Origin of the sequence: Leisingera sp. MMG026 (genome assembly GCF_021654205.1) — a bacterium.
GTDB lineage: Bacteria > Pseudomonadota > Alphaproteobacteria > Rhodobacterales > Rhodobacteraceae > Leisingera.
Map to the genome: position 1 here is coordinate 61,265 of NZ_JAKFZM010000005.1, position 22,036 is coordinate 83,300.

The 22,036-nt window shown below is 61.8% G+C and carries 27 protein-coding genes; 20 read left to right on the top strand and 7 right to left on the bottom strand.

Annotated elements, in window-relative coordinates:
* The first annotated feature begins 40 nt into the window (after positions 1-40).
* From L1069_RS03970 to L1069_RS04050, 17 genes are all read left to right on the top strand, one after another.
* Positions 41-388: a hypothetical protein gene (locus tag L1069_RS03970; protein ID WP_237454855.1), complete on the top strand. Its 348-nt coding sequence runs from the start codon at positions 41-43 to the stop codon at positions 386-388.
* Complete coding sequence (locus L1069_RS03975) at positions 381-1,127, top strand: ATP-binding cassette domain-containing protein (protein WP_237454856.1); 747 nt, start codon at positions 381-383, stop codon at positions 1,125-1,127. Before L1069_RS03970 ends, L1069_RS03975 begins: the two co-directional genes overlap by 8 nt.
* Positions 1,128-1,145: 18 nt before the next feature.
* The gene (locus L1069_RS03980) at positions 1,146-1,769 is read left to right on the top strand and encodes a hypothetical protein (protein WP_237454857.1); all 624 of its coding nucleotides are present in this window, start codon (positions 1,146-1,148) and stop codon (positions 1,767-1,769) included.
* A gap of 210 nt (positions 1,770-1,979) precedes the next feature.
* A complete protein-coding gene (locus L1069_RS03985) occupies positions 1,980-2,432 on the top strand; it encodes a paraquat-inducible protein A (protein ID WP_237454858.1) in 453 nt (150 codons plus the stop codon).
* A gap of 143 nt (positions 2,433-2,575) precedes the next feature.
* Positions 2,576-3,358, top strand: a complete 783-nt coding sequence (locus L1069_RS03990; protein WP_134829562.1) for a DNA repair protein — start codon at positions 2,576-2,578, stop codon at positions 3,356-3,358.
* A gap of 223 nt (positions 3,359-3,581) precedes the next feature.
* A complete protein-coding gene (radA, locus tag L1069_RS03995; protein ID WP_237454859.1) occupies positions 3,582-4,943 on the top strand; it encodes a DNA repair protein RadA in 1,362 nt (453 codons plus the stop codon).
* Positions 4,944-4,982: 39 nt separating this feature from the next.
* Positions 4,983-5,537 carry a CvpA family protein gene (locus tag L1069_RS04000; RefSeq protein WP_237454860.1) on the top strand — a complete coding sequence of 185 codons (555 nt, stop codon included), beginning with the start codon at positions 4,983-4,985 and terminating at the stop codon, positions 5,535-5,537.
* 386 nt (positions 5,538-5,923) lie between these two features.
* A complete protein-coding gene (locus L1069_RS04005) occupies positions 5,924-6,610 on the top strand; it encodes a Hint domain-containing protein (RefSeq protein ID WP_237454861.1) in 687 nt (228 codons plus the stop codon).
* 285 nt (positions 6,611-6,895) lie between these two features.
* Positions 6,896-8,296: a selenium-binding family protein gene (locus tag L1069_RS04010; RefSeq protein WP_237454862.1), complete on the top strand. Its 1,401-nt coding sequence runs from the start codon at positions 6,896-6,898 to the stop codon at positions 8,294-8,296.
* Positions 8,297-8,299: 3 nt separating this feature from the next.
* A complete protein-coding gene (locus L1069_RS04015) occupies positions 8,300-8,956 on the top strand; it encodes a hypothetical protein (protein WP_237454863.1) in 657 nt (218 codons plus the stop codon).
* 370 nt (positions 8,957-9,326) lie between these two features.
* Positions 9,327-10,847, top strand: a complete 1,521-nt coding sequence (gene purF, locus L1069_RS04020) for an amidophosphoribosyltransferase (protein WP_129371354.1) — start codon at positions 9,327-9,329, stop codon at positions 10,845-10,847.
* A 157-nt stretch (positions 10,848-11,004) separates the two neighbouring features.
* A complete protein-coding gene (locus L1069_RS04025) occupies positions 11,005-11,547 on the top strand; it encodes a DUF2199 domain-containing protein (RefSeq protein WP_129372927.1) in 543 nt (180 codons plus the stop codon).
* Between the two features lie 143 nt (positions 11,548-11,690).
* Positions 11,691-11,963 (top strand): hypothetical protein, encoded by a 273-nt coding sequence (locus tag L1069_RS04030; RefSeq protein WP_129371355.1) that lies wholly within the window; start codon positions 11,691-11,693, stop codon positions 11,961-11,963.
* A 118-nt stretch (positions 11,964-12,081) separates the two neighbouring features.
* Positions 12,082-12,729, top strand: coding sequence for an SDR family NAD(P)-dependent oxidoreductase (locus L1069_RS04035; RefSeq protein WP_129371356.1), 648 nt, complete (start codon positions 12,082-12,084; stop codon positions 12,727-12,729).
* Positions 12,730-12,951: 222 nt separating this feature from the next.
* On the top strand, positions 12,952-13,734 hold the full coding sequence (gene surE / locus L1069_RS04040) for a 5'/3'-nucleotidase SurE (RefSeq protein WP_237454864.1): 783 nt from the start codon (positions 12,952-12,954) through the stop codon (positions 13,732-13,734).
* The gene (locus L1069_RS04045; RefSeq protein WP_129371358.1) at positions 13,731-14,378 is read left to right on the top strand and encodes a protein-L-isoaspartate(D-aspartate) O-methyltransferase; all 648 of its coding nucleotides are present in this window, start codon (positions 13,731-13,733) and stop codon (positions 14,376-14,378) included. The genes surE and L1069_RS04045 overlap by 4 nt, the downstream gene beginning before the upstream one ends.
* 102 nt (positions 14,379-14,480) lie before the next feature.
* A complete protein-coding gene (locus L1069_RS04050) occupies positions 14,481-15,722 on the top strand; it encodes a peptidoglycan DD-metalloendopeptidase family protein (RefSeq protein ID WP_211037669.1) in 1,242 nt (413 codons plus the stop codon).
* Positions 15,723-15,807: 85 nt separating this feature from the next.
* On the opposite strand, the gene L1069_RS04055 is transcribed toward L1069_RS04050, so the two are convergent.
* The 3 genes from L1069_RS04055 to L1069_RS04065 all read right to left on the bottom strand — a co-directional run bounded on the left by L1069_RS04055 (position 15,808) and on the right by L1069_RS04065 (position 17,573).
* On the bottom strand, positions 15,808-16,650 hold the full coding sequence (locus L1069_RS04055; protein WP_237454865.1) for an ATP-binding protein: 843 nt from the start codon (positions 16,648-16,650) through the stop codon (positions 15,808-15,810).
* A gap of 89 nt (positions 16,651-16,739) precedes the next feature.
* Complete coding sequence (locus L1069_RS04060) at positions 16,740-17,183, bottom strand: hypothetical protein (protein WP_129371361.1); 444 nt, start codon at positions 17,181-17,183, stop codon at positions 16,740-16,742.
* A gap of 21 nt (positions 17,184-17,204) precedes the next feature.
* Positions 17,205-17,573 carry an antibiotic biosynthesis monooxygenase family protein gene (locus L1069_RS04065; RefSeq protein WP_129371362.1) on the bottom strand — a complete coding sequence of 123 codons (369 nt, stop codon included), beginning with the start codon at positions 17,571-17,573 and terminating at the stop codon, positions 17,205-17,207.
* Between the two features lie 74 nt (positions 17,574-17,647).
* Between L1069_RS04065 and L1069_RS04070 the strand changes: the two genes are divergently transcribed.
* Positions 17,648-18,079: a MarR family winged helix-turn-helix transcriptional regulator gene (locus L1069_RS04070; RefSeq protein WP_134829555.1), complete on the top strand. Its 432-nt coding sequence runs from the start codon at positions 17,648-17,650 to the stop codon at positions 18,077-18,079.
* Between the two features lie 111 nt (positions 18,080-18,190).
* On the opposite strand, the gene tatC is transcribed toward L1069_RS04070, so the two are convergent.
* From tatC to L1069_RS04085, 3 genes are read right to left on the bottom strand one after another with little or no spacing between them, the layout of a single operon-like run.
* Positions 18,191-19,105 carry a twin-arginine translocase subunit TatC gene (tatC, locus tag L1069_RS04075; RefSeq protein ID WP_237454866.1) on the bottom strand — a complete coding sequence of 305 codons (915 nt, stop codon included), beginning with the start codon at positions 19,103-19,105 and terminating at the stop codon, positions 18,191-18,193.
* Entirely contained in the window at positions 19,102-19,581 is a 480-nt protein-coding gene (tatB, locus tag L1069_RS04080) for a Sec-independent protein translocase protein TatB (RefSeq protein ID WP_134829554.1), read from the bottom strand. Before tatB ends, tatC begins: the two co-directional genes overlap by 4 nt.
* A 6-nt stretch (positions 19,582-19,587) precedes the next feature.
* On the bottom strand, positions 19,588-19,803 hold the full coding sequence (locus tag L1069_RS04085) for a twin-arginine translocase TatA/TatE family subunit (RefSeq protein ID WP_129371366.1): 216 nt from the start codon (positions 19,801-19,803) through the stop codon (positions 19,588-19,590).
* Positions 19,804-20,029: 226 nt separating this feature from the next.
* On the opposite strand from L1069_RS04085, the gene L1069_RS04090 reads away from it, so the two are divergent.
* Together L1069_RS04090 and L1069_RS04095 are read left to right on the top strand one after the other, a co-directional pair.
* Positions 20,030-20,338, top strand: a complete 309-nt coding sequence (locus L1069_RS04090; protein WP_129371367.1) for a hypothetical protein — start codon at positions 20,030-20,032, stop codon at positions 20,336-20,338.
* Between the two features lie 80 nt (positions 20,339-20,418).
* Positions 20,419-21,093 carry a YafY family protein gene (locus L1069_RS04095; RefSeq protein WP_237454867.1) on the top strand — a complete coding sequence of 225 codons (675 nt, stop codon included), beginning with the start codon at positions 20,419-20,421 and terminating at the stop codon, positions 21,091-21,093.
* 64 nt (positions 21,094-21,157) lie between these two features.
* Here the strand turns inward: L1069_RS04095 and L1069_RS04100 are convergent, their stop codons facing one another.
* Entirely contained in the window at positions 21,158-22,009 is an 852-nt protein-coding gene (locus L1069_RS04100) for a GNAT family N-acetyltransferase (RefSeq protein ID WP_237454868.1), read from the bottom strand.
* Between the last annotated feature and the right edge of the window lie 27 nt (positions 22,010-22,036).

Below are 22,036 nucleotides of genomic sequence, written 5' to 3' on the forward strand. Positions count from 1 at the left end.
TGTGCGAGATAGCACTTTCAGCTCAAAAGCCCCTGCAGGTGTGAACGACGCCCGCCTCCGTTCAGTCGCCTTTGAAAAGCTGCACGGTTCCACTCGTTCTCAGGCCATTTCCTTCCTAGTGGAAGATGGCTTTCATTGCTCAAACGCAACTTGCACGTACGTCGCTAACTACAAGCGCAGCACTGCGGAAATCTGGTTTGGCCTCATCCCGCCCGGAGAGAAAGTGCTTGATGACCGGTATGCCTCCAAAATCACATATCAGGTCCAAGTTCTCAACGATGCCGTTCAAAGCCTTGAAGATGTCAGCGCGGATTTTCGCTTGGAACGAGGAAAAGTGCCATGGCATCGCAGCCCCCGCCCCACGGATTTTGAGGTGATCAATGATTAGAATGGAAAACGTTCGCAAATCCTTTGGCGACAATGCTGTGCTGAACGGCATGAACCTGGAGATCCCCAAGGGCACCTCGATGGTGATCATCGGCGGCTCCGGCACCGGAAAATCGGTGGCGCTGAAAAGCGTGCTGGGGCTGATCACCCCGGACTCAGGCGAGATCTATGTCGATGGCAGGCCGTCCGGATCCGGCGACCGCGACAAGTTCCTGGCGCGGTTCGGGATGCTGTTTCAGGGCGGTGCGCTGTTTGACTCGCTGCCGGTCTGGCAGAATGTGGCCTTCCGCCTGCTGCGCGGCGCGCTGAAACGCCCGGCTGAGGAAGCCCGCGGGATCGCAATTGAAAAACTGCGCCGGGTGGGGCTGAAATCAGACGTCGCCGACCGCCTGCCCGCCGAGCTGTCAGGGGGCATGCAGAAACGCGTCGGCCTGGCCCGCGCCATTGCAGCCGAACCCGAGATCATCTTTTTCGACGAGCCGACCACCGGGCTGGACCCGATCATGTCCGGCGTCATCAACGACCTGATCCGCGAGATTGTGGTGGAGATGGGCGCCACAGCGATGACCATCACCCACGACATGACCTCGGTCCGCGCCATTGCCGACAATGTGGCGATGCTGCACGGCGGGGTGATCCAGTGGACCGGCCCGGTTGGGGATATGGACCAGTCGGGCGATCCATACATGGAGCAATTCATCCACGGCCGCGCGGAGGGGCCGATCGAGGCGGTGCGGTGAAGGTTTAGGAGTGTTATTTTGAACGAAGACTTACTTAATGAATTTGAAGCTAGCCTGCAAAAACTGATGAAAGGCGATATTTCTGTTCGCAGACTAACTGCACTGCAAGCATACAGTTTTTTGTTTGATGACGATCTCAACGACATATTTGATGAATGCACAACCAAGTTATCTTCCTCAAGGGTAACAACTTCTCGTTCGTTCTACATCGAAAAACTCTTGGGAGTTGGCGACGCACAGCGGATAAGGAACAAGAGAGAAAATTTAGCCAACGACGTGTTACAGTCTTTCGAACTGGCACAGGACGATAGTGCAAGACTGTTGGCCCTGTGCAGTGAAATGAGAGACCTCAATAATTCAACAACTGAGTTGGACGATAAAACCAAAAACCGCATTGCGAAGCGGATCACTGCAATTGAAGCTCAGGTAAGATCGGGCCTCGGGATTTTGGACGTTGTTCTAAGCGGCGTGGCAGAAGTAGGCGAGGCCGCAGGCAAATTTGGTAACGACGTTAAGCCTCTGGTGGACCGGATGCGCGAAGTCGCTCAATTGGCACGATCAGGAAGCAACGATCCAGACGCCTTGCCCGCTCCTGACGAGATCAAAAAGCTTCCAAAGCCACAGAATGAAGAAGAAAGCTAACTTCACCTTTGCTAAATACTCCCGCCGGAGGCATCCGGCATCAGGCCATCGCTTGTCCGCGGGCGGAAGCGAAGCGCCCGCCCATGGGGGCGGACGGGCGCTGGCCGGGCCACTGCGTAACCCGGCCGGTGTAAGCTGCCGCCGTTTTCCCCCTTTCAATCACGGCGCAGAAGGCACAATTCTTGACCAACCCGCAGAAAACGAGCCGCCATGCCCCTCCGCCTCCTCACCCTCTCCCTCCTCATCCTCTACCCCGTCGCCTGGTTTGCGCCCTTAATGCGGGCCGGGCTGCTGCCGATCTTCGGCCTCAGCGAAATCTCGGTGCTTACGGGGCTGCAATCCTTATGGGGCAGCGACGCGGCACTAGCGCTGATCGTGACATTTTTTGCGATCTTTGCCCCCTACCTCAAAACCATCGGCCTGGCGCTGGTGCAGTGGGACCTGCTGGATACACGGGTGCAGCCTGTGCTGCATGTGCTGGGCAAGCTGGCGATGGCCGATGTTTTTCTGATTGCGCTTTACATCACGCTGGCCAAGGGGATCGGCCTTGCGACCATTGAAACGGCCTGGGGCCTGCACCTGTTCACGGCGTGCATCCTGTCTTCGCTGGGGCTGGGGATGCTGACTGAACGCACTGCAAAGATTGGCAAAACACCGGGCTGAAAGCTTGATCCGGCGCTGAACCGCTCCATTTCGTAGGGCCGAACACCTGTATCGCAGGGGTCCGGCACGCTGCGCCCGGTTGACGGGCGTCCCCCGCAGCCCGCCGGCCCTGCATCTGTTGCATTGCTGCTGGAGGGGGACCTATGTCCGGCGTTCAATCAATTCTGTTCACTGCCCAGACCGTATTCATGCGGCTGACGTTCCTGCTGATCTGCTTTGGCGCGCTGGCGGCACTTGCGGCCACCGGACTGTCGGCCACGGGCATCTGGCCCTGGCTCAGCCTGCAGGCCGGGGTTGGCGCTGAAATTTACCCGCAGGCCGGGATTGCCGCACAGATCACCCTGACGGCGCTGGCGGTGATGCTGGCTTTTTTCCTGCCTGCCAACGGGCGTATCCTGGCGCTGGAAACCTCGCACCGGCGGTTTTCGCTGCAGATGGAGGACGTGCTGCAGGCCTATCAGCTGGCCCATGCCGCCGACCGCGCCGGGATCTTTACCCTGGCATCAGAGTTCGACGCGGTGAAGGAGCGGCTCGCCTTTCTGCGGTCGCACCCCGATCTGGCCGGGCTGGAACCGCAGGTGCTGGAGGTGGCGTCGCAGATGAGCCAGGTCAGCCACGAGCTGGCAGAAACCTATTCCGACGCCAAAGTGTCCCGCGCCCGGCTGTTTCTGCAGCAGCGCCAGGAGGAGTTGGAGACCTTCAAGGCACGGCTGGAGGATGCCCAGATCGTCATGCATGAACTGCGCCAGTGGTCCCGCGATGTGGAGATCGAGGAAAGCATCGCCAAATCGCATCTGGGGCGGCTGCGCGGCGAGCTGTTCGAATTGCTGCCGGAACTGTCGGCGCAACTGCAAAGCCCGCCGGACGGGTCTGATCCGCATCCCGGCAGCGTTGTGCCGATCCAGCCGCCCCGCCGCGCGGACTGACGCGCTCTGCGCTCCTTGCGGAGGACGCGTCAAAGGGGCGCTGCCCCGGGCCCTTGGGGGCCTCCCCCGGGGTATTTTCAACCAAAAAGAAGCCCGCTTCTTCTGGCCCCAAATATCCCGGAGCGCGAGGCAGAGCCTCGCTTTTGCCGTGACAGCCCGCACCAACCGCGCGTCAAGGTTCACGGCCCTTGAACAAAACAGAAACATCTGCCACTGATCCGGCATGGCAAAAACATCTTTCTCCTGCTCGGCCTGCGGTGCGAGCTTCTCCAAATGGTCGGGCCGCTGCGAAGGCTGCGGCGAATGGAACACGATTTCCGAGGACAAGGGGCTCAGCTCCGGCCCCTCGAAGAAGTCGCTGGGCGTCAAACGCGGGCGCACCATCCCGCTGAGTGATCTTGCAACCCGCGAAACCCCGCCGCCGCGCGCCTGCTGCGGCGTGGGGGAACTGGACCGGGTGCTGGGCGGCGGCCTGGTGGCGGCCTCGGCCATTCTGGTCGGCGGCGATCCGGGGATCGGCAAATCCACCCTTTTGCTGCAAGCGGCAGCCCGGTTTGCCAAGGCCGGTGTCAAGACCATCTATGTCAGCGGCGAGGAAGCCAGCGCCCAGGTACGGATGCGGGCGCAGCGGCTGGGGCTGACGGATGCGCCGGTGCAGCTGGCTGCCGAGACCAACCTGCGTGATATTCTGACGACGCTGGAAGCTGAGAAACCGCAACTGGCTATTATCGACTCCATCCAGACCATGTGGTCCGACCACGTGGACAGCGCGCCGGGGTCGGTCAGCCAGGTGCGGGCTGCTGCGCATGAGCTGACCACCTTTGCCAAACGCAACGGGGTGTCGATCATCATGGTCGGCCATGTCACCAAGGACGGCCAGATCGCCGGCCCCCGCGTTGTTGAGCATATGGTCGACACGGTGCTCTATTTCGAGGGTGAGCGCGGCCATCAGTTCCGCATCCTGCGGGCGGTCAAAAACCGCTTTGGCCCGGCGGATGAGATCGGCGTGTTTGAAATGACCGGCGGCGGGCTGGCTGAGGTCATCAACCCCTCGGCCCTGTTTCTGTCCGAACGCGGCGAACCGTCGCCCGGTTCAGTGGTGTTTGCAGGGATCGAGGGCACCAGGCCCGTTCTGGTCGAGATGCAGGCACTGATTGCGCCCTCGCCCCATTCCCAGCCGCGCCGCGCTGTTGTCGGCTGGGATTCATCGCGGCTGGCGATGATATTGGCTGTCCTGGAAGCGCGCTGCGGCATCCCGTTTGCAGGTCTGGATGTCTATCTGAACGTGGCGGGCGGCATGAAGATCTCGGAGCCTGCGGCAGACCTTGCGGTGGCCGCAGCGCTGCTGAGCGCGCGGGAAGACATGGCTTTGCCCGCCGATACGGTGGTTTTCGGAGAAATTTCGCTATCCGGAGCCCTGCGCCCGGCCCCGCAGACCGAAAACCGGTTGAAAGAGGCGCAAAAACTTGGTTTCACGGCGGCGATTGCCCCTGGCGGCAGTAAAACTGTGTCCGTGAACGGTCTGAACTTGCGAAAGTCCAGCGATCTGGCCGGTTTTGTTGGCGAATTCTTCGGGGCCGGCTAAGGTCGCAAAAAATTTATCGCAGGCAAACGGGCGAGGGACATGGAAGGTTTCACAATCATCGACGGGGTCGTGGCCCTGGTCATCGTCGTATCGGCGCTGCTGGCCTATTCACGCGGCTTCGTGCGCGAAGCGATGGCCATTGCAGGCTGGATCGCCGCGGGCGTGCTCGCCTTTATCTTTGCGCCGCAGGTGGAACCCCTGATGGCCGAGATCCCGGTGATCGGCGAATTCATTGCCGACAGCTGCGAATTGTCGATCATCGCGGCCTTTGCCGCGGTGTTTGCCCTGGCGCTGATCGTGGTCTCCTTCTTTACGCCGCTGTTTTCCACCCTGGTGCAGCGCTCGGCGCTCGGCGGGCTGGACCAGGGCGCGGGTTTCTTCTTTGGCGTCTTGCGCGGCATTCTTTTGGTGGCGATAGCCTTCTTCCTCTACAATGTGGTGATGACCGGACAGAGCTTCACAATCGTTGACGAAAGCCGCTCGGCCGAAGTGTTTGAGCGTTTGATCGGCAAGATTGAGGAGCGCAACCCGGAGCAGGCATTGGGCTGGGTCACCGAGCAGTATGAAGCGCTGATCGGGTCCTGCGGTCAGTAATACCTAAGGATTACCACCTTAAGACAGACACGCGGGCGCCCCTTGGGCGCCCGTTTTGCTTTGATTTCAAAGCGTTCACACAGTTATCCACAAGCAGCCGGACTAGATGGTTAACGAGATAATCGATGATTAACGTCTTGTTAACCAAAAGGAATCACGTGCAGAGCGAGCAAAATCCGGATCATCAAACTTGCGGTAAATCTTAACAAATCCTCAGCCTGCCCCGTCAAACAGTTAACAATCCCCCTGAAATGGCCGCTTTTGTCCCGGAAAAATCGCGCCATCCCGAAATGGGACGCACGCCCGCCCCAATTTGGTCCCAATTCCGGGGCCTGATGGCTTCAACGGCAAAACGCCGGGCTAAGACGCTCAGAAGGGACGACACAATGCAGCTGGACCACACCACAGATTTTGCTGACTACCAGCCGGTTGATGTGCTGCTGCTGACCAATCCGCTGCCGCACACGCAGTCTGCGGCCCCTGCCCCGAAACGCAACCGTATCCGCAGCGGCGGCTTTCTGGCCGCAACGCTGGTGGAGACCGAAGAAGGCTTTAAGCAGGCCCGCGACGTGAAGCCCGGCGAGAAGGTGTTCACCTTTGACGGCGGCGCCCAGGAAGTGAAGGCGGTCCGCCACGCAGTGCCGCGCCTGACCACATGCATGCATGTCCCGGCCGGCGCCCTGGGCAACGATACCGACCTGATGCTGCCCTCGGACCAGAAAGTGGCGCTGGAAATGGACACTGCCGAGCGCCTGTTCGGCCTGCCGGTGGTGGTCACCAAGCTGATTGCTCTGACCGGTTACAAAGGCATCACCGCAGTTGCGCCCGAGCGTCTGGGCCGCATCCATTTCGAGTTTGAAGAAGAAGAGCTGGTCTGGGCCGAAAGCGGCATGCTGCTGCCCGCAGGCGATGTTGCTGAAGACTCCGCCTTTCACCAGCTGTCGCTTTCCGAGACCCGCCAGGTGCTGGCCAGCGACGAAGGCCGCGCCCTTTCAGCAACCGGTATGGGTGAAACTGACGCCCGCCTGCCGTCCCCGCTGGACAACCTGCTGGACCGTATTCTGGCAGCCTGATCACCGGGGCCAAGCCCCCCAAGACTTTTCCTCCCCCCCTCGGGCCCGTCTTTGTGCGGGCCTTTTCTTTGCAGGACGCGGCCACCGGGCGGGAAGAACAGCATCCTGACCGCAGAACGCAACTGGCTGACAACCGGCCGCATACCGCACAAAACCGGGAAAATGTTTCGCGCAGCAGCGTCATTTCAAAAAAAATTGCCCGGAATTTGAATGTGTGCCAGCATCAGCGCAGGCGCCGAGACGCATGACAGAACAAATGGCGCCCGTTTCAGGGAGGATTTGACGATGAATTTGCGGCCCGACCCCACATTCCATGCCACCCCCAGGCTAGCCATGGAAGCCCCGGCCGAGACGCTGGCTTTTACCCTTATGCTCAGCCCCGATGGTTCGCAGCCTGACGGGCTGGCGGTTGTCGATGTGGATCCCAAATCGGACAGCTACGGCGACATCGTGCATCAGCTGATCATGCCCAACAAGGGTGACGAATTTCATCATTTCGGCTGGAACGCCTGTTCTTCGGCGCTGTCGCCGCTGACCGGACACGCGTTTCTGGAGCGGCGCTATCTGATCATTCCCGGCATCCGCTCCAGCCGTATCTATGTAATCGATGTTAAGGAGCCGCGAGAGGCGAAGATCCACAAGATCATCGAACCCGAAGAACTGTTTGCCAAAACCGGCTATTCCCGCCCGCACACCATTCATTGCGGGCCTGAGGGCATCTATGTCTCGACCCTGGGCGGCGGCGGCGAAGACGGCACTGACGGGCCGCCGGGCATCTTTATCATGGATTGCGAGACTTTCGACATTCTGGGCCGTTATGAGATGGACCGGGGCGCGCAGGACAAGCATTATGATTTCTGGTGGAACCTGCCGCGCGATTACATGGTGAGCTCCGAATGGGGCCTACCGCCGCAGTTTGAAAACGGCATCGTGGCCGAAGATCTGCTGAGCAACAAATACGGCCATTCGATCCATTTCTGGAATCTGCGTGAGCGCAAGAACGTGCAGACCATCGACCTGGGTGAAAACCACCAAATGGCGCTGGAAATCCGGCCCGCGCATGATCCGTCCAAAGATTATGGCTTTTGCGGCGTGGTGGTGGATACCACCAACCTGCAGGGCGCGATTTTCACCTGGTGGCAGAAGGATGACGGCACATTCGAGGCCAAGAAGACCATCACCATCGACCCGCGGCCCGAAAAACCCGAAAACCTGCCGCCGCTGCTGCAGGGGTTTGAGGCGGTGCCGCCATTGGTCACCGATATCGACCTGAGCCTGGACGACAAATACCTGTATGTGGCGTGCTGGGGGTTGGGGGAAATGCATCAGTATGATGTTTCTGACCCGATGAACCCCAAGCTGGCCGGCAAGGTTGAATTGGGCGGTATTGCCCGCGGCGCCAAGCATCCGAACGGCAAGAGCTTTGCCTATGGCCCGCAGATGGTTGAGATCAGCCGCGACGGCAAGCGGGTCTATTGGACCAATTCGCTTTATTCCACCTGGGACGACCAGTTCTATCCTGATGACGAAGGCGGCCAGATGGTGATGGCCAACGTGGGTGACGGCGGCGGGCTGGAGCTGGATAAGGATTTCTACATCGACTTCCCCAAAGGCTACCGCAGTCATCAGATCCGGCTGGAGGGGGGCGACTGCTCTACCGACAGTTTCTGCTATCCCTCCGTCTGACGGGTGACGGAACCCTCAACGGCGGCGGCCCTGTGGTGGGCCGTCGTTGCCTCGGGGCTTTATCACGGGGTGAACCCGGGGATGGGATGGCCGCTGGCGGTCTCTTCTGCGTTGATGGAGCGCCGCAAAACCAGCCTGTTCAAGGCGCTGCTGGCGCTGGCCTTTGGCCATCTTCTGGCAATGACTGCGATCCTGCTGCCGTTTTCGGCGCTGCTGTGGCTGACGGAATGGCATGTGGAAATCCGCATCGGTGCGGCCTGTCTGGTGATTGCGCTGGGGGGGTATCTGCTGATCAACCGACGACATCCCCGCTTTCTGGCGCGGGTGCCGCCGTCGCGGCTGGCGCTGTGGTCGTTTCTGGCAGCGATGGCGCATGGCGCCGGGCTGATGCTGGTGCCGGTCTATCTGGGTCTTTGCGGCCCGGACGAAAGTGCAGGCCACGCCGCCGCCTTTACGCTGATGGGCCGCAATGCCGGTATCGCCGTCACCGTGGCCCTGGCCCATACCCTTGCCATGACCGCAGCCGGCGGCGGGCTGGCGCTTGGCGTTTACCACTGGCTGGGGCTGAAGTTCCTGTCCAAGGGCTGGTTCAACCTGGATCTGGTCTGGGCGCTGAGCCTTATTCTGGTGGGGGCTGTTTCATTGCTGACGCTGCATTGATGCCGCCGCCGGGAACATCCCTCCCCGTCCCCGTTGCCGCGGTGCGGCATCGGATTTGTGATCCTTTGATGACAGCCGCGGCGAAAGGCACTATGTGAGGGCCGGAACAGGAAACGGATTCGGAGCCACACCGCCTTGCCGCTGCTGCAGACGCTGCCCGCCTGCCCTTGTGGATCTGACCTGACGCGCATGGCGCCGGGCTTTGGAGACGCATTCGGCGCCTTGGCTCCGGCCGGTCTGCCGGCATGGCCGCTTGGCGCGGCTTGGTCAGCCGGATTGGCGCAAGCGACGCAAAATGCGCTAGACTGCCATCCGAGCCGCTTCCTTCAGCAACCGAACAGCAAAGCCTAAGTGGGATTGGAGCCAGCCAATGTGCGGGATTTTGGGGATCGCAAGCCGGGACACAGATGTCTTTGCGGAGATATATGACGGGCTGTTGATGCTGCAGCACCGCGGCCAGGACGCCTCGGGGATTGTGACCTACACCGGCGAGTTCTTTCGCGAGCGCAAGGAAAACGGCCTGGTCAAGGATGTGTTCGGCCCGCAGGATGCCGACACCCTGACCGGCAAGACCGGCATCGGCCATGTCCGCTATCCCACCGCGGGCTCGCTGAGTGCGGCCGAAGCGCAGCCGTTCTTTGTGAACGCGCCTTATGGCATCTATCTGGTTCACAACGGCAATATCACCAATACCGCCGAGCAGCGCGAAAAGGTGACCGGTAAGTACAGCCGCCATCTGCGCACCACGTCCGATTCCGAAATCATGCTGAACGTGCTGGCCGACAAGGTGGCTGACGCGATCAAGGTCAACGGCAATGCGGAACCCGTCCGCAACATCTTTGCCGGTGTGAAGATGACCATGGAGCGGATCCAGGGCGCCTATTCGGTGCTGTGCATGATCGCCGGTGTCGGCATGCTGGCGTTCCGCGACCCCAATGGCATCCGCCCGCTGTCCGTGGGCAGACGCCCGGCACAAAGCGGCGGCGAGGATTTCTGCTTTGCCTCCGAAGACGTGGCGTTCGGCATCAACGGGTTTGAAAAGATCCGCGACGTAAAGCCGGGCGAGGCCATTCTGGTTGATCTGGACGGCAACATGCACAGCTTCCAGGCGGTCGAGGGCAAGCTGACCCCCTGTATTTTCGAATATGTCTATCTGGCGCGGCCTGATTCGATGATGGACGGTGTGTCGGTCTACAAAACCCAGCTGCGCATGGGCCAAGCGCTGGCCAAGCAGATCCAGGACGCGGGACTGGAAATCGACAGCATCATCCCGGTACCTGATTCGGCGCGCCCCGTGGCGCTGGAAGTCGCCAACTCCACCGGTATCCGCTACCGCGAAGGGCTGGTGAAGAACCGCTATGTGGGCCGGACCTTTATCATGCCGGGCCAGGCAGAACGCCAGAAGTCGGTGCGCCGCAAACTGAATGCCATCCCGCTGGAGTTCAAGGGCCGCAACGTGCTGCTGATCGACGATTCCATTGTGCGCGGCAACACGATTAAAAAGATCGTGCAAATGTGCCGCGATGCGGGCGCCAAGAAGGTCTACATCGCCTCTGCCTCACCGCCGGTGAAATACCCGAACGTCTATGGCATCGACATGCCGACCAAGCACGAGCTGATCGCAAACGGCCTCAGCATCGACGAAATCCGCGAAGAGCTGGGCGCCGATGCGCTGTTCTACCAAAAGCTCGACGACCTGATCTGGGCGGCGCAGGAAGGCAACCCGGACATCCAGGGCTTTGACTGCTCCTGCTTTGACGGCAACTACATCACCGGGGTGACGGCTGAATACCTGGATGCGCTGGAAGGCAGCAGCCGGGTCAGCGCCAAGATCCAGGACATGCCGGCCCCCGGCGCCTCCTGGAACGCCTCGAAACTGGCGACCGGCTGAGGCTGGCGTCCCCGCGTTTCATGGGGGTTTGAACTTCCGGCCTCATCCGCGTATGAGGGCCGCCAACAGTGCATGGGGAGGCGCTGGCCGTGACGGCCCGCGCCTTTTCCTATGCTTCCAGATGAAAGGCCGCCTTTTGGACGCGCATCTTGCCCGCATGCTGACCTCTCCGCGCCAGTGCCGCTGCTGCGGCGCTACCTTTGCGCAACTGCTGAGCCTCAGCTGCGACCGGCCCGACATCTGTTCCGAGGATATGGAGGTGGAGGACAACTCTGCTGTGCTGGCCACCCGCGGCGATATTCTGACGGATGATTTCTGCCGCCTTGGCGAATTGCGTTTTATCCGCGCGGTGCTGGCAGTGCCATTGGCAAACAGCCGCGGCGAGGAGTTCATCCTGGGCACCTGGGCCAGTCTCAGCCGCGATGATTTCGATGCCTATCTCGACTTGTTTGAGATGCGCGAGACGGAAAAGCTGGGCGACCGCCCGGCCTGGCTGGCCAATGCGATCCCGCCCGACATGCCGGTGCCTGCGGGCTGCATGCTGGAGATGCGTCCCGGCGGTGAATATCCTGAACTAAGGGTCACCGAGCAGAACCATCCGCTCTATCCGCTCCAAAAGGACGGCGCCGACCTGGAGGAGCTTCTGGAGCTGCTCTATGCCTATGGGCACGACCTGCCGTCGCTGGTTTATGACGCCTGAACGGGCACTGCGGCACCGGGTCTCGCGGTCCCGTTGCAGCCGTCCGCGGCTTCCCGCCGATACAGATGCCGCCGCGCCGGTTGCGGCTTGATACGCAGCCTGCGGCAGCCCAGATACGTCCGGATTAATGAGGAACGGACGGTATGTCGAACACAGAGACCGAGGCCGGCACCTCTGCCAAAGTGGCAGGGCTTGCGACTCAGACCAATGCAATGAACCGCGGCAACCTGAGCCTGCTGGGGCTGTTCGGTCCAGAGGACAGTATGACTGCACTGATCCGGCTGCCGTCGGGCCGCACCCGCAAGGTGTCGCGCGGCAGCCGCCTGTCATCGGGCCAGGTGGTGGCAATAGACGCCAAGGGGCTGATCCTGAATTCCAAGGGCGAAAGCCAACGCCTTTCCATGCCTGGCGGCTGAAGCAGCCCGGTTCCGCAACACAAATTTCTTCGAAGAAATTTGCCGGGATTTTTCCAAAATTCCTGGCCTGGTCCGCCGCCCCTTGACCTGCCCGAGCGCGCAGCCCACAAGACGTGCCATGACAGATAAAATCGCTCTCATCACCGGCGCGTCGCGCGGCCTTGGCAACGCCCTGGCCGAGGCGCTTGCGCCCACCCATCACATTGTTGCCGTGGCCCGCACCACCGGCGCGCTGGAAGAGCTGGATGACCGCATCAAGGCCGCAGGTGGCTCTGCCACCCTGGCGCCGATGGACATCACCGTGCCCGAGGCGATGGCAACGCTCTGCCGTGGCATCCACGACCGCTGGGGCAAGCTGGACCTGTGGCTGCACACCGCGATCCACGCAACCGCGCTTTGCCCGGCGCCTTCTGTGGCTGCCAAGGACTGGACCAAGGCCGTGGCTGTCAACGCCACTGCGACCTCGGTGCTGATCCCCTATGTCGCGCCGCTTTTGGGCCAATCGGGCCGCGCAGTGTTCTTTGATGACGCACGCGCGGGCGAGAAGTTTTATGGCACCTATGGCGCCACCAAGGCGGCGCAGATGGCGCTGGCCCGCAGCTGGCAGGCGGAAACCGGCCGCACCGGCCCGCAGGTGCGGATCCTGGAGCCGCAGCCGATGGCCACAGCCCTGCGCGCCCGTTTCCACCCGGGCGAGAACCGCGATGCACTGACCCCGATCCAGGTCGAGGCCGCGCGCCTGCTGCCGCAGATCCTGGCAGACTGACGCTGACTGTCAGCCCGCGCCGCGCGCCAGCGCGGCGCCCGGCCCAACGCCCGGGACGGCATCTTTGATGCAGGCCCAGGGGGCGGGAGCGCCCTGTCCGGTCTGTTGCCTCCCTGCCCCGCTTTGCGGCTGATCCGGCTTCACTCTGCGAAACCCTTGCCCCGTTCCGGCACAGGTCCTATTCAATCGAAAACCCGGTTGAACACGGCAGGCAGACACCCCATGCGCATACTGATCACCAATGACGACGGCATCAGCGCCGAAGGGCTGAAGGTCCTGGACGCCATCGCCCATGAGGTCGCAGGCCCGGACGGCGAGGTCTGGACCGTGGCCCCGGCGTTTGAACAATCCGGCGTCGGCCATTGCATCAGCTACACCCGCCCCACCATGCTCAGCCAGCTGGGCGAGCACCGCTTTGCCGCCGAAGGCTCGCCTGCCGATTGTGTGCTGGCGGGCGTTCATGTGGTGATGCAGGGCGAAAAACCCGACCTGGTGCTGTCCGGTGTGAACCGCGGCAACAACTCGGCTGAAAACGCGCTCTATTCCGGCACCCTTGGGGGCGCCATGGAAGCCGCACTGCAGGGCATCCCGGCGATGGCGCTGTCGCAGTATTACGGCCCTGCCAACCGCGAGACGGACAATCCGTTTGAGGCCGCCGCCGCGCATGGGGCTGCGCTGGTGAAAAAGATCCTGGCCGCCCAGCCGCAGGACGGGCAGGACTATATGCTGTTTTACAATATCAACTTCCCGCCGGTCCCGGCCGCAGAGGTGAAGGGGGCCCGCGTGGCCACCCAAGGGTTCCGCCGCGGCAGCCATTTTTCCGCGGAAGAACAGCTGTCGCCCACCGGGCGCCGCTGCCTGTGGATCCGCGGCGGCAACCAGCAGGTCGAGACCGCCGCCGGTTCGGACGCCGCGGTCAACCTCGACGGTTATATCTCTGTCACTCCGATGCGTGCCGACCTGACCGCGCGCGATGCATTGAACGCGCTGAAGGCAATTGAATGAGCGGCCCCGATCCCGAAACCAAGATGCAATTCCTGTTCTCTGTGCGTTCGCGCGGGGTGACGGAGCAGCGGGTGCTGGAAGCCATCGAAGCGATCGACCGCGGCATGTTTGTGCGCGGCATCTTTGCTGAACGCGCCTATGAGGACGTGCCGCTGCCGATTGCCTGCGGCCAGACCATCTCGCAGCCTTCTATCGTGGGCATGATGACCCAGGCGCTGCAGATCTCTCCGCGCGACACGGTGCTGGAGGTCGGCACCGGTTCCGGCTATCAGGCGGCGATCCTGTCAAAGCTGGCACGCCGGGTCTATACCATCGACCGCCACGCAAGGCTGGTGCGCGAGGCGCGGGCCGTGTTCGAGCAGCTGCAGCTTGCCAATGTGACCTCGCTGGTCGGCGACGGCAGCCACGGCCTGAGCGAACAGGCGCCGTTTGACCGTATCATCGTGACCGCCGCCGCCGAAGATCCGCCAAGCCCCCTGCTGGCGCAGCTCAAGACCGGCGGCATCATGGTGCTGCCGGTGGGGCAATCCGACCATGTGCAGACCCTGATCCGGGTGCGCAAAACCGAAGACGGGCTGGACTATGACGAGTTGCGCCCGGTGCGCTTTGTGCCGCTGCTTGAGGGATTGGGCAAGGACACGTAAACTACCGGCGGATTTCAGCCGCCCCCCGGACGGCATGGGCTATAGTGATTGACGCGAGCGAACCCCCGCGAAAAAGGGGAAGCGTGTTTTGAGGAGAGCAAAATGACCCGGACCCCCCCCAACCGGACCGCATTCCGCGGCCTGCCCCGTGCAAGGCTGCTGGCCGCATTGCCGCTGGCCGGGATGCTAACCGGGGTGCTGGCCGCCTGCCAGGGCCCGCTGGACTACGATCTGCGCGGCCAGTTGGGCGCCTTTAACACGGCAGGCGCGGCGCAGTCTGCAACCGCGAACCGGCCTTCGCCGGATGCCCGCGGCCTGATCTCCTACCCCTCTTATCAGGTGGCGGTGGCGCAGCGCGGCGATACGGTTTCGGACGTCGCGGCCCGCATCGGCCTGCCGCCTGCGGAAGTGGCCCGGTTCAACGGCATGGAAACCGGTGACAAGATGCGCCAGGGCGAAGTGCTGGCGCTGCCGCGCCGCGCGCCGGACAGCCTGCCTGGCAGCGCCACTGCGGGATCCGTCGATATTGCAACGCTGGCGGGCCAGGCCATTGACACCGCGCCGCTGACCTCGCCCAACCCCGGTTCCGTCACCCCTACTGCAATCCAGCCGGTGCCCAAGCCGCAGCCGCCCAAGGTGCAGGCCGGCCCCGAGCCGGTGCGCCACAAGGTGAAACGCGGCGAGACCGCCTATACCATCTCAAGGCTTTACCAGGTGCCGGTGAAATCGCTGGCGGAATGGAACGGCCTGGGCAGCGATTTTGCGGTGCGCGAAGGCCAGTTCCTGCTGATCCCCTTGAAAGAAGAGCCCGCACCCCGGCCGGCCCCAGCCGCTGCTGCCGTGGCAGTCACCGAACCGGGGGCCGGTTCCGAAACGCCGGTGCCGCCAAGCGCCAGCCAGCCGTTGCCGGAGGAAAAGGTCGAGCCCGCCGCTGTCAAACCTGCGGCGGAAACCCTGCCCAAGCCGGAGCTGCCCAAACCCACCCGCGCCAGCAGTGCTGCCATGGCCTATCCGGTGCAGGGCAAGATCGTCAAAACCTACTCCAAGGGGCGTAATGACGGTATCGACATCGCTGCCGCTGCCGGTGCGCCGGTGAATGCCGCCGAGGCCGGAACTGTGGCTGCGATCACTAAGGATTCCAATAATGTGCCGATTGTGGTGATCCGCCACAGCCAGAAACTGCTGACGGTCTATCAGAACGTTGGCAATATCACCGTGAAGAAGGGCGAAAGCGTGGTCCGCGGCCAGCGCATCGCGTCGCTGCGCGGCGGCGACGATGCCTATGTGCATTTCGAAGTGCGCGACGGATTTGAGAGTATCGACCCGCTGAGCTACTTGAACTGACGGCGGTAAGGACCTGCGAACAAACGAAAGCCCGGCAAAATCGCCGGGCTTTTCTTGTTTCGGGTTTTGCGGGGCTCGTTGCGGCCTATCGCAGCGCCACCCCGTGCCGCCCGGCCAAGTCGGTAAAGAACTGCCAGGCCACCCGGCCCGACCGCGCGCCGCGGGTCGCCTGCCATTCAATCGCCGCCGCCCGCAGCTCCTCTGCATCCGCCTGGACGCCGTAAGCTGCGCAATAGCCCGCAATCATCGCCAGATATTCGTCCTGATCACACGGATGGAAACCCAGCCACAGGCCGAACCGGTCCGACAGCGACACCTTCTCCTCCACCGCTTCCGACGGGTTGATGGCGCTGGAGCGTTCGTTCTCAATCATGTCCCGCGGCATCAGGTGGCGCCGGTTCGAGGTGGCGTAGAACACCACATTTTCCGGCCGACCCTCGATACCGCCGTCCAGCACCGCCTTGAGGCTTTTGTAATGCTGGTCGTCATGGCTGAACGACAGGTCGTCGCAAAACAGGATAAACCGGTTCTCCGAACCGCGCAGGTGGTTCAACAGACGCGCCACCGAGGGCAGATCCTCGCGCTGGAGCTCCACCAGTTTCAGCTTCGGGTGATCGGCCGCCAGCGCGCCATGCACGGCTTTGACAAGGCTGGATTTCCCCATCCCCCGCGCGCCCCACAACAACGCGTTGTTAGCGGCGGACCCTTGGGCAAACCGGCGGGTGTTTTCCAGCAGCGTATCGCGGGAGCGGTTGATGCCGACCAGCAGATCCAGATCAACCCGGTTGACCTGTTCCACCGCTTCCAGACGCTCCGGCCCAACATGCCAGACAAAGGCGCGGGCCGCGTCGAAATCAGGTGTATCCAAAGGTGCCGGCGCCATCCGCTCCAGCGCCTCGGCGATACGGGTCAATGCGATCTGGTCCATGGGGTGCCTCCGTCCGTCAGTTGCCGGATTTCAAAGCATGTTCCAGGCGGGGCGGCAAGAGCGGAGAGACAGGGAGCATGGCCGCAAGCCTAGGCCATGCTTTTTCTGCGTGCGGCCATTCTGCGGCCATCCCGGATGTTCAAGCCCATCATTGCAAGGTTCAGCGCACCGGCTAACAACTCAATGCCCTGCACGACGATGAAGGCAACGTCAAAATTTCCGGCGCTTGCCCGTGCCTCAAGAAAGAATGCTGCCGGCAGGAGAACCAGCACTCCATTTGCGGCAATAAGGGGCATGCGCTTCATTTTTGCACGGGCCGGGGCATCCTTGCGCCGGCGTCCGATCGCCATGCCAGAGCCCCCGGCAAGGACCATCGCCGGGATCAGCGCAAACATTCCCATTAGGATTCTGGATTTGACCAGAGCAATGGTTTCCGGTGTTCCCAAAATCTCGCTGAGCACTGTGGACGTCCAGAACGTCAGGATAATCAGGAAGGCGGCAACACCAGCGGCTGCATGGATTTTCTGTTTCATTTCAATCTGATCCGGAATAAATCAAGCGACACAATGATTGGCGACAGCCAATTTTTTGAAGAGATGCGGCTTGGCGGTTGCGCTTTCCGGGTACTGTGCAATGCGGCGTTGGAATTCGGGGTGCATGAATGCCGCGCGAAAGCTTTGCACGTCCTGCCAGACAGCATAGTTCACATAGGTCGCGCTGCCAGCGATACCCTTGTGCATCTGTGTCGAAATGTACCCGGGCTGCGCCTTCATGAAATCAGCGTCATGCGCCCAGGCATCCAACAGGGCTTGCTCGTCAGCCGGGTCGATGGTGAACAGGTTCATCAGAACAACCGGGCCTTCTTCGGCATCCATCTGTTCGGCAAGTGTGACGGCGGCGTCAAGTTCTGCAATTCCAGGCATGCTGGCTCCTTTCACATTAACATAGCATGCTATGTATCATTGCATAGCATGCTATTCAAGTGCAGATCTGACACATGAAATTCGAAAAACAAACCTCTGCGGGTTATCTGGTGAATCACACCGCCCGCCTGTTTGCCGCCGGTTTGCAGGAACGTATTACCCCGCTTGGGATTACCATTGGGCAATTCCCGATTCTGCTGGAACTCTGGGTCAAAGACGGGGTGACCCAGCGCGAGCTGCTTGAAAAACTGGCGTTGGAACAGGCGACCCTTGCAAACACGCTGAACCGCATGGAAAGAGACGGGCTGATCGTCAGGAAGAAACACCCGTCGGACGCGCGGTCACAGCAAATCTGGCTGACTGCAGCAGGACAGGCTCCGCGGGACAGCGCATATCAGGCCGCCAACGCACAGAACGAGCAATCCCTTGCCCCTTTGTCAAAGGAGGAGAGAGAACAGTTCAAGGGGCTGATGCGCAAGATAATCAGCGCTGCGAACAAGGGCTGACTGCGGACGTCAAGGCCGGAGACCTGATTTCACTGCCATAGATCAATTCTCGCAGAAAGGAAAAAGGCGCACCGTTGCCAGCGCGCCTTTCTGTTTCATGCCATCGCCGGCCTACTTGTCTTTGCCGTCTTCAGCTTCGAATTCAGCCATCATCGGATCGTCGGGATGGGCGTCCATCTCGTCCGCGCCATCATCCTCATCGTCATAGTACCCCTCAGCGCGCAGCTTGGCTTCACGCTTGACCTCAACCCGGCGGACCAGGAAGATCGAGATCTCGTAGAGGCCGTAGACCACCACAAACAGGATCACTTGCGTGATCACATCCGGCGGCGTCACCAATGCTGCCAGCACCAGAATCGCCACCACCGCATATTTGCGGACGGCGCCCAGGCCGTCGGCGCTGACCAGCCCGGCCTTGCCCATCAGCGTCAGCAGCACCGGCAGCTGGAAGCACAGGCCAAAGGCCACGATGAACTTGATGGTCAGGTTCAGATATTCCTGCGCCGAGCCCTGGAAGACCACGCTAAGGCCCTGGTTCACTTCCTCGCCGGTGACAGCTTCGCCGCTGGTGCCGAACTGCTGGAACCCAAGGAAGAAGTCATAGGCCAGCGGTGTCACCACGTAGAAGGCAAAGCTGGCGCCCAGGATGAACATAAAGGGCGAGGCAATCATGAAGGGCAGGAACGCGCCCTTTTCATTCTTGTAAAGCCCCGGCGCCACAAAGCGCCACATCTGGAAGCCGATATAGGGAAATGCCAGGATAAAGCCGCCCAGGAAGGAGATCTTGATCGCGACAAAGAAACCCTCCTGCGGGCTGATGAAGATCAGCGCACAGTCCTGTCCGCCCTCGGCCAGCACCTGGCACAGGGGCGCAGTGAGAAAGTTGAACACCGGCGTCGCAACGGTAAAACAGATCACCATACCGACGATAAAGGCCGCAACCGAATGAATCAGCCGGTTGCGCAGTTCAGCCAGATGCTCGATCAGCGGCGCGGTTGAGTCGTCGATCTCATCCGTGTTGCTCATGATTTGGCCTCTTCTTCCGTTTTCGGCGCCGCAGGCTTCAGCGCCGCCTCGGCTTCCTCGGCCTTGGCCAGCGCCGCTTCGGCCTCGCGCGCCTTGCGTTCAGCTGCGGCACGCGCAGTAGACGCCTGAATCTTCTTGGCGTCCTCAGCCCGCTCAGCAGCCAGCTTGCCGGTTTCGCTTTCGGGGTCGAATTTGGTCGGGTCGATCGATTTAGCCATTTCCTGCGCTGCCTGTTTCACCCCGTCCATGGCAGAGCCCATGGGGTTCGATGCAGCCTTGAGGCCCTTGGCCATATCGTTGACCCCGGCCTCATCCGCCGCGTCATGCATCGCCCGGCTGAATTCGCGCGCCATCCCCTTGGCCTTGCCCACGAACCGCCCCACATTTCGGAACAGCACCGGCAGGTCCTTGGGGCCGACGACGATCAGCGCGACCACGCCAATGACCAGCAGTTCGGTCCACCCAAGATCAAACATAGACGGTTATGCCTTGTCTTTTTCGGTCTCGGGCGTGACGTCTTTCGCTTCGGCGGCGGTATCTTCTTCCAGCTCCTTGCTGCCTTCGCTGATGCCCTTCTTGAACGAGGTGATGCCTTTGCCGACTTCGCCCATCAGCGAGGAAATCTTGCCGCGGCCGAACAGGACCAGAACCACGACAGCGATAAGCAGAATGCCAGGCAGGCCGATGTTGTTGAGCATGAGAGTCTCTCCTTCTTGTTCCAGCGCGGATCAGCGGCGCCGGTGGAATTATTCGCTACGGGTTTAGCGCGGGCTGCGCGTTGAGCGAAAGCAACTCTGCGCGCGCAATGCACCCGCAAACCTCGGATTCCGCGTTTTTTGCAGGCAACCAGCAGTCAACTGACAGGTTTATGTCAGTTGCAGTCCGGTAAATCCACCCCATCACAAACACCAAAGGAGAAACGTGATGAGCAAACATGTCGCCGAAATCGTGACTTTCAAACTGGCCGCAGGCGTGAGTCCCGAGAAATTTGTCTCTCTCAGTCAGGCAACCGAGGCTTTTGTCCGTGCCCAGGCAGGGTTTGTCCACCGGCAGCTGAGCCAGGGAGAGGACGGCAGCTGGACCGACTATGTGATCTGGAGGGATATGGAAACGGCCCGCAAGGTCGCGGCGGAATTCCACAATCAGGATTTTTGCGGCGATCTGATGGCAGCAATTGCGCCGGATACCGCCAATATGCGCCATGAAACCGTGCTGTGGGACATGGCGTCCTGATCTGAACCCGGCGGCGTCCGGCAGTCCTGCCGGGCGCTGCTCTTGACCTTGCACCCTGTCCCGCGCCAAGGGTTGTTCCCATGCGCCGCACCGACCGCCTTTTTGAAATCATCCAGATCCTGCGCGACGGGAAGCTGCACCGCGCCCTGGACATTGCCGAACGGCTGGAGGTCTCGACCCGCACCATCTACCGCGACATGGATACGCTGGCGGCTTCCGGCGTGCCGGTCGAAGGAGAGCGCGGTGTCGGCTATATGGTGCGCGAGCAGATCAGCCTGCCACCGCTGACGCTGACGCCGGAAGAACTGGAAGCGCTGAATCTCGGCATGGCAATCGTGGCCGAGGCCGCCGACCCGGACCTCAAATCCGCAGCCCAGTCATTGGCGGCCAAGGTGGACGCAGTGCTGCCGGAACAGACCATCGCCGAAGCCGACGCCTGGAAATTCGCGGTCTACCCCTTCTCGGACGCAGCGCGCGCCCTTGCCCATATGCCGGCCCTGCGCGCCGCCATCAAAGCCCGCCAGAAACTGCAGCTCAGCTACCGCCGCATCGACGGCACCCTGACAGACCGCAGGATCCGCCCTCTGCACATGGAATACTGGGGCCGGGTCTGGACCCTGACCGCCTGGTGCGAGACCCGTAATGCCTTCCGGGTGTTCCGCGTCGACCTGATCGAGGACGCCTCCGCCCTGCCGGAACTCTTCGTCGACGAACCCGGCAAGCGGCTGCAGGACTACGACCCATACGGCTCCTGAGTTCCGGTATTCACCTTTGCAAAAATACTCCGGGGGAGGCCCGCAGGGCCGGGGGCAGCGCCCCCTATCCCAGCTCAAAACTGGTGACACCGTAGATCAGATCCGTTTCCAGCTGCGGCGCCGCACCGCGATACATCCGGGCGGTTTCAAAAACCGGCGCCAATCCCAGGGAGCGCGCCAGATCCACCGCAGCAGCATGAGGTTCCGGCACATCCAGAAACACCGCCTGCCCTTCCGGAAGTTCTTGCAGCAGCCGCGCCAGCACCGCTTCTGCCGCCGGACGCGACGTGGCAACAAGCGGCCCGATCTTGCAGCCGCTGGCACAGCGCCGCAGGGTGCCAAAAGCAGCAAGGCCGCCATGCTGATGCGCGGCGCAGGACACATGCCCCTCAGCCCCCAGCCAATGCTGCCAGAACCCCCGGCGCGGCGCTGGGAAGACGCGGGCATCCAGCGCCTCCAGCTCTGCCCCTGGTTCTGTCAGCGGTGTCACCTCATAATCCTGCGAAACCGCCACGCCGCCGGACAGCACCCCGCCAAAGCGGATGTTGCGATAGGCCAGTTCAAAGCCGGAGCGGCGGTAGTTCCCCTGCTGATCCACCACACCGTCCAGGCCAACAACCCTGCTCCCGGCGTGTTCCAGCGCCTTTTGCCACAAGGCATAGCCATACCCCTGCCCGCGATGCTGTGATGCAACGATGTAGAACCCGAGGAAGGCAAACGCCTGCCCGTAATTCACCACCGAGATGCAAGCAATCATCTGCCCGTCCAGAAAACCGCCCCAGAACCCCTTTGGATCGGCGGAGCCGAAACAGGCCGCGTCCCGATGGCCGGGGTTCCAGCCTTCACGCGCGGCCCAGTCAACGGCAATCTGGATTTCCGCGCCGCTCAATGCCCTGATCCGATAGCTATCCTGCAACTGCACCTCCTGTCTATTTGGAGACAA